Consider the following 227-nt stretch of genomic DNA (forward strand, 5'->3'; position numbering starts at 1 on the left):
GCCGCCTTCAGGCGGCTGTGTGTTGAAACACTCGGCTGGTGTCGCCACGTGGAATGTTCTGCAGCCAGCCGCCTTCAGGCGGCTGTGTGTTGAAACCACGGGTTAAAGAATCTATCTTGCAGTCCTCCCTCCCAGCCGCCTTCAGGCGGCTGTGTGTTGAAACCTGTGGTAAGCTACAGGTAGATAGCGGTAGGGATCCAGCCGCCTTCAGGCGGCTGTGTGTTGAA

The sequence above is a fragment of the Neisseria sp. HMSC065D04 genome (assembly GCF_001815675.1).
Lineage (GTDB): Bacteria > Pseudomonadota > Gammaproteobacteria > Burkholderiales > Neisseriaceae > Neisseria.